This is a genomic window from bacterium (genome assembly GCA_030019025.1).
Taxonomy (GTDB): domain Bacteria; phylum Hydrothermota; class Hydrothermia; order UBA1063; family UBA1063; genus UBA1063.
On sequence record JASEFR010000017.1, the window covers coordinates 30757 to 38186 of the forward strand.

Genomic DNA, 7430 nt, shown 5'->3' on the forward strand with positions numbered 1-7430 from the left:
GGCATTGTAAACAAAAATGTGTCAAGGGGAGGGAAAGCTCCTTTGGGGGAGAGATAAAAATGACTAACAGGTCAATCACAAAAAATTTTTAAGGGATAAAAGAAGAAATTTTAAGGGAGAAGCGAGCGGAATATTCAAGGGAGCATCAAGAGACAGAGAAGAACGGGGATTACACAGGAAATCCAAGGACGATAGTAGGAGAGATATACCGTGATATTTTTTACACGAAGGAAAAGATGTGGAAAACGATTATTCAGGGCTCTAAGGAACCAAAGATTAAAGAGAATAAAGATGATAATAAGCGATGATTCAAGAGAATTGAGAGAGGCGATAGGAGATGAATTTCCAGAGGCAAAGCATCAATTATTCCGGTTTCATTTAAAGATAAATATAAACAACCGGGTAAGAAAAAGAGATTTGGGAAAAATACTATAAGACCTAAATGAAATAATCAAGGCCAATGGAAATCGGAAGGAGAAAAGAAGTTAACAGAGTTCATATTATCCACCGCTATACGTTGTTAGCTAATACCCATCACTTTTTCTCCTTTGTGGATTCTACCAGTTGTATCTTTTTAAAAGAAAGGATGAGAGCATAGATAGAGATAAAGACCAAGGGGAGATGTAACACTCCATTCCACCACAAAATATCGGGCTTAATCAAAAAATTCTCTACCATATTCCAGAAACCAATGATTATTCCAGCGAGGCTTGTAACCCTAAGGGTTACGATATTAACCTTGGGATAATAAAAAGTGAGTATTCCAAGATATACAGGCGTCATGGTACAAAAGGCTAAACCCGCTGGGTTTGTGAATAAATAAACAAGATTAAAATCAGGTTTCATTGATTCAAGGTTTACTGGATACCAGAAGGCTAAAAATGCTAATGGGACAACCCAATATCTTGTAATAGGTAGTTTTTGAGGAGTGAAATTATTTTTATTAACAGATGCCTCCCAGAACCAGAAGATGGAAACAAGTATCATGAGGATGAAATTACCTGTCACCATTCCAAAACCATATTTATCGGTTATCGCGATACCTTGAAGAAATGCAAAAAGAAGATAATTAATACCAACATAAAAAGAAAAGATTCTGCCAATTCGATTTCCATACAAAATTAAAGCAAAAACTAAAATAATTGGAATAATTTTGAAAACAGGATACAAAGGAGAGCAAAATCTAAGCAAGGAATTCTGGCGTATATGTCTTATAATTTCACCTATTTTAGAAGGATCAAATCCTTTTGTAACAATCGGTGGACTTATCGTTCCGACCAGAATAAAAAGAACTAAAAACCACCATTTACGAGTTATTAATTCAAGTGTCCCTTGAATTTTTTCAAGATTTTCTTTTTTCATAATCTTCACCTCCCTTGATTAATCCGATTGCGTATAACATTTTGCGGACATACGAAGTCCCGACGATACTCGGGATTTGGGCGGAGGTGCGAAGCACCGTAGCCGTATGTCTGCTGTTAGGCGACATCAGCCGTATTGTCTCTCTCACAATCTTCAAGATAGAGTTTTCCACTCCAATCTTTCTCTCGTAAGTATAAATATACCCATCTATTGTTAGTGGCTTTGCTCACAGCCTCGCACCACTTTAAAGCAGCGATATTCTTATCAGGAACCTGAATCTCCTCCCTTCCCTTGGTTTCAATAAGATAATACCCATGATTTGTTTTCACAATAAAATCTGGATAGAACTTCCTCCATTTCCTTTCTCTTGAATCATAATAGGTGATTTTTAATCCCACTATATTTGGTATGTTTTTTATGAAGGATATTACATCATCAGCCATTGTTAAAAAGTTTACGAAATCAGCCTCCATATTATTATCCACTGGTGAGGAAGGAATTCTTACCTCTTCATCGTCCTCATAAGCAATTCTAACAAATAAGCTCTTTTCTGAGTCAGCAAACTCTTTTGTCCAAGGAAAGCTATCAAGTTCCTCTACCTTAATGACCTGCTTCAATTCCACCTCTGTTGAAAAAACGGGATTACTTATCAATGGTTTAGCAAACTCTATTATTTCCATTTTGATCTGCGAATACCAACCCTTTACCGATAGAAATCTCAATACAGCATCATCTAATTCAACAGGTTCGTCAAAAAGCTTTTCTGAAATATAGTTCTCTAAAGCATTAAGAAGTAAATTAAAAGAATTCGGGAGAGGTATTTCTTCCTGTAAATCTCTTGCTAGTTGAGTTAGTCGTATAATAGAAACATCATATGCCAATGCCTCTATCTCCCCTTCATCCAAGGTCTGCCCTTTCAAGTCAATAACCTCGTAGTCATATTTTTTCTTGAATTCATCAATTTCAGCTAGCTTATAAACATTTGATGGCAACTTTGAAAAGATCTCCTTTATAATAGCTTCAACATCTATATTCTCGTTGAAAGATAGAAATTCCGCTTTTGGGATCTCAAACTTCAATTCTTCTTCTGCTTCTATTCGAGGATTAAACGATACAAAGAACTCTTTTGGAGCTTCTGGAATTTTTATACCTTCAAGCCGTTCAAGGTCATCCAAAACCTTAATGAGATTGGGAGGCCCCACAACCTCCAAAATATTTACCCATTTTTCTACATTAACACCTTCTTCTGGAAAAAGTTTTCTTAATCCCCTCCCTATGACCTGCTCCGGCAGTATCTCCCTTTCAGAAGCATAAGATCTAAGCCCTAAAATCACTGTAACCGAGCGGACATCCCAACCTTCGTTCAGCATCATAACGCTGGATATAACCTCTATAGGGTTATAGGGATCATCAAGTTTCCTTACAAGCTCTACAGCAAGCTCCTTATCAATATCCCTTTCTTCACCGTTTATCCGAATCTTTGATACAATCTCCTTTCCTTTTTCTTTTAATCTTGTTTTCCATTCATCAAGTTCTGAATGAACAAGCATCATGTTTGATGAATCAATGTCAGGTTCTTCAAGCAGTTTTTCATAAATTGCTTCTGCATTTGATATTTCATCTGCCATTATGAATAGAACAGATTTTCTTCCAAGTTCTCTTAATTTCTCTTTATGTTTTCTCCATCTATCTAAAGCAGCCTTTATGTAGGGTATAAAGTCGTCTATGCTAAAACCTTTTTTGATGGGTGGAGCATCATGGACTATAACCTTTGCTGGATATTTCACAATTCCAGTTTGCAATGCTTCTCTTAAAGAAAAATCTACAATTATCCACGGAAACAAAGCCCCTTTTTCATCCTTTGGGGTTGCAGTAAAATCAAGTTCCATAAAGATGCCTTTAGAGTGATTTGAAAGCATAGCCTCGTGTAAACTCCAGAGATAATTCTGCCAACTGCTTTCCTCCCTGTGTATGTGATGGGCTTCATCTTTCAGAATCATAAGGTTAGGATAGTTATTTAGTATTTCCCACAGTTTAATCGATTTTGCTTTGTATGGTTCACTTCCAGGATAAGGAATATCAAACAATGGGGTTATAATATCTTCTTCTTTCTTCCTTTTCTCTCTAAAACCTATCTGATGGATATTTGTTACAAATATCACGCTCTCATCATCCGGTGGCGGGAACCTATCAGCATCTGAAAACGTATCCCTTGTGATCACTTGAACTTTAAAATTTCTTTTCCACTCTTCCGGAATAAGGTGGAATTCCTCATATATTGATAAATCCTCAAGGTCTTTCCTTAGCCTGTCGTAAACTATTATGTTCGGCGCTACAAAAAGAAAGAATCTCGTGTATTTCTCTCTATCCTCATAAAGGTAGTTGAAAAATGACCATACAGTTAGGAGAGCCATCGCAAGGGTTTTTCCTGAGCCTGTTGCCATTCTAAAAGCAAATCTTGGATATTTATCGTATTCTTCGTATCCTGAAAGTTTGAAAGCACCATATTCATTCAAAAGTTCACTAACTTTCGTGATTCCTTTAACTTCATATAAATAAATCAGCGTTTCAACAGCCTCCCGTTGGGAGAACCAGAATACTTTGTCTCTTGGCTGTTCAAACCAGAAATTAAGTAAATATCTCGTCGTATCAGTTACGTTCGGATATCCCTCCTCTCTCCATCTCTTGACTTCTAATCTTAAATTATTTACGCAGACAGCCTCCGATGGGAACCTTGCATAAGGATCCCCATTCTTTCTCTGCTCATTAGCCCATGCAATACCGTTTAAGATGTATTCTCTGAACTTCCTTTTAACATTATCAAGATATGGATCCTCAATTCTGATTTCCTTAGGATAAGGTTCAAGAATTGAATCAGGGTGGATGAAAGTTATGTCTGATGAGGGCTTTCTCACCTCAAATGTCATAACATCTTTTTTCTTTTTTCTTGACATTTTTATTCTCCCTTCAAAAATCCTTTTATTCTCTTCACAAGAAACTGTTTGCTCTGTTTGACTGTTATTCCTAACGCTCCCAAAATAAATAAAATAACTGTGAAAACTATGCTGATAGCCTTCCATATCGTTCCCTTCAAAAGTAACGATAATACAAGTAAAATAATTCCAAGCGATAGACTAAACCAGATTATCATTGTGGCGTATTTTTGTGCTCTTCTAGAGAGTTTTTCTTCTCTTTCCTTCTCCTTTCTTTTCATTTGTTCTAGTTCTTCACGGGTTTTTTCGTGGCTCCGTCTTTCCTCTTCGTATTTCTGCGATGCTCTTTGTTCAATTTCCTGCAGAATTTCAATAGCTGTTTTAGGAGATATAGCTTCTGGATCACCCAAGTTTTTTTTATCTAAAAGTTCTCGCGCAATTTGAGAATCACGCAGAAGAATGAAATCTTCCTCGGTTATATTTCCTTCTGTTAAAAGTTTTTTAATCTCTGAATACCACTTTTCCATAAATTCGCCACTGTCTCGTAGAATAGCCATAGACATTGAAATGAGAGTCATAGGCATTATTTCTTGAACCTTGACAGGATCATTAAGCCATACCATTGTACCCAAGAAAATATCAGTTATGCATGGTGGGATATAAAAACCCCGCGGAGATTTTTCTTTATGAAATACACTAGAAGCATAGGCAAGACCGGCATTAGAAGTGATAAAGATACATTTTGCCTGTTTAAGATTAATTGGTTTACTTCCTTGCCAGAGCTGATATATAGCCGAAATTGATTGTACGTCTCTTTCTATTGTGAGTTCTTTTTCACAATACACAAAGCTAGGATTTTTCTCATAAATTTCTCTTATATAATTTTTCAGCTTATTCCTATCTATGCTATATTCAGGCTTTTCTTGAGGAGTAAGTTCAATTTCTATACCTATATTTAACAAATTATCTTTTAATTTATCACTAATCAATATAATATCGGATTGATGAAAACCTTTTTCTTTAAAATGCCTCAAGGACAAGCTTGCTTTTGACGGATCATACGCGGGGCTATCTATCCATTTATAACAGTCATCCAAAATATCCATTACTTCCTCATAAGTATGTTGAAAAATGCGAAGTTTAATTCCTTCCTCTTTCAATTTATTTATAAAATTCTTATATATTTCTTTCATCTCTTCTCCTTCTCCACCTATAAGTCGCAAAATTATTCTTGTATCTAGATATACTTTTAGTCCTTTTAATTTAGTCTTTATTGCATTCTGATCGTATAAAATAATATTTGAAAGCAAATACCCTGTTGCAACATTTTGAAGGAGCGACCATCCATCCTTATCATTCTCGTACATATAAAGAATCACTCTGTTGACAATAAACAACTCTTCACGTTTTTCAGAAATTATCGTTCTTTTAAGAACATCTAAGCCTTCAATTTCGCTGGTAAGCGCGGATGGACCAAAACTATTTAAATAATTTATAAGAGCATTTTTTATTCGATCTTCTGTAATCGACTTTTGAGGGAAAATATTACTGGCGTGCGCTGCTATTATTTTGATTAAATTATTAACGGAACGTTCGGCACTATTGACATTAAATACGTATTTACTAAGTTCTTCTTCTTTAATGTAATATGTATGTTGCGTTTTCTCTAAAAGTTTTCTTTTTCTAGCTCTATTTAACAATGATAAGAGTGGATGATAAGGAATCTTAAGACCAAATTCTTCTTCAATTTCTTTGGAAATACGATTTACAAATTCAGAGGTTTCATCTATAGATGAATAATTTTTTCTTCTAAAAAATTCAGCTAAAAAGTAGAGATATATATCCAATAAATCCTTACCTTCCTTATCCCATAGTACCTTAAGATACGCCAAACTTACCAAGGTTTTTTCTGATGCCTGCTCCATCGTTTTTTCAACCCCTCACATTAACCATAATCTCCTTTGAAGTCTCTCCGCCAAATATGTCCGTTATCTTAACCACGACTCTGTAGGTTCCTGATCGCTCATAAGTATGGGTCGCCTTAACAATCACATTCCCTTCTCCAGGTTTTTTATCAAAACTTACAAAATCATGTTTGAAGACAGCCCCATCGTAATTCCAGTCTACAGCCCAGTAGTTTATGAGCGGAAGGAAATACTTCTGTCTTTCTTGGTCGCTTTTTGCTTCTTGAATTCTCTTTCTTATCTCCTCTTCAAGTTCCTCATAGCCGTGTGGAAGCTCCACCCAAAAGTCCTTAATTTCAATTTCCACTTTTAGTCCGTCCTCCTTTACTTCAAGCCACACATACCCCGGCTCTATAAACCTCAGATGCTTCCTTACTTCCTCATCAAAGGCATATTCAAGCCTTGCAACCTTTGATAAATCAAGGTTGTATCTCTTCATAACTTCGTCAAGTTTTCCAATAGGTGGAATGTGCAAGAGCTTTAACTTAACATCCTGCATCTCCCATAAATCTTTGGCCCTCTCAAAAGTATCAGGTGCCCAGTCCCATCCGAGGATCACGAGAGTCCATCCATCTCTGTAGAAAGGTGTTTCTTTAAATTCCTTAATAACTTCGTGGATCTCAGCAGGTGTCACCGGAAAGTTCGCCTGACCAACATGAATTATTTCTCTCTCCTTCTCTCTTAAGCCGTGAAGATACTTAAATACTTGCCTCATCGGAGATGCCCCGTAAAGATTCAGAATCAGATTAATAACATCCACTCTGTTATACATCTTATCCGTCATGTAGTTTGCTATGGTCACGTGGTAGAAAGGCCTTACAGGCTTTCTATAAAGGGGTCTTTTGCTCTCGTCCTCAACCTTTACGCCGAGTGCCATTGAATTCGCTATATCCAAAAGCCTCTTTCTCGTTACATGAATCGCATACTTTGACATATCACAGCATACCCATCTTCTTCCAAGTTTCTCAGCAACTGCCGCAAGAGTCCCAGACCCACAGAAGAAGTCAGCCACGATGTCGCCTTCGTTTGAAGATGCCAGAATAATGCGTTCAAGGAGCTTTTCGGGTTTTTGGGTGGGATAGTTTAAATTTTCCTCAGCATTTGGCCTTAAATATGGTATCTCCCACCAATCTTCAGGGATTTTGCCTTCAGGGTGTATCTCCCTTACAAA

General features: G+C 36.6%; 4 protein-coding genes. All 4 read right to left on the bottom strand.

Annotation, left to right across the window (positions count from 1 at the left end):
- Window positions 1–534: 534 nt before the first annotated feature.
- Window positions 535–1362, bottom strand: a complete 828-nt coding sequence (locus tag QMD82_05570) for a hypothetical protein (GenBank protein MDI6851388.1) — start codon at window positions 1360–1362, stop codon at window positions 535–537.
- A gap of 116 nt (window positions 1363–1478) precedes the next feature.
- Window positions 1479–4316: a DEAD/DEAH box helicase family protein gene (locus QMD82_05575; GenBank protein ID MDI6851389.1), complete on the bottom strand. Its 2838-nt coding sequence runs from the start codon at window positions 4314–4316 to the stop codon at window positions 1479–1481.
- Window positions 4317–4318: 2 nt separating this feature from the next.
- A complete protein-coding gene (locus tag QMD82_05580) occupies window positions 4319–6220 on the bottom strand; it encodes a hypothetical protein (protein ID MDI6851390.1) in 1902 nt (633 codons plus the stop codon).
- A gap of 7 nt (window positions 6221–6227) precedes the next feature.
- Window positions 6228–7430, bottom strand: a 1203-nt coding sequence (locus QMD82_05585; GenBank protein ID MDI6851391.1) for a DNA methyltransferase, incomplete at its 5' end; no start/stop codon positions are given.

Excerpts from the sequence above, each read along its gene's own strand:
- QMD82_05570 (MDI6851388.1), bottom strand. The coding sequence starts at position 1,362 with ATGAAAAAAGAAAATCTTGAAAAAATTCAAGGGACACTTGAATTAATA.
- QMD82_05575 (MDI6851389.1), bottom strand. The coding sequence starts at position 4,316 with ATGTCAAGAAAAAAGAAAAAAGATGTTATGACATTTGAGGTGAGAAAG.
- QMD82_05580 (MDI6851390.1), bottom strand. The coding sequence starts at position 6,220 with ATGGAGCAGGCATCAGAAAAAACCTTGGTAAGTTTGGCGTATCTTAAG.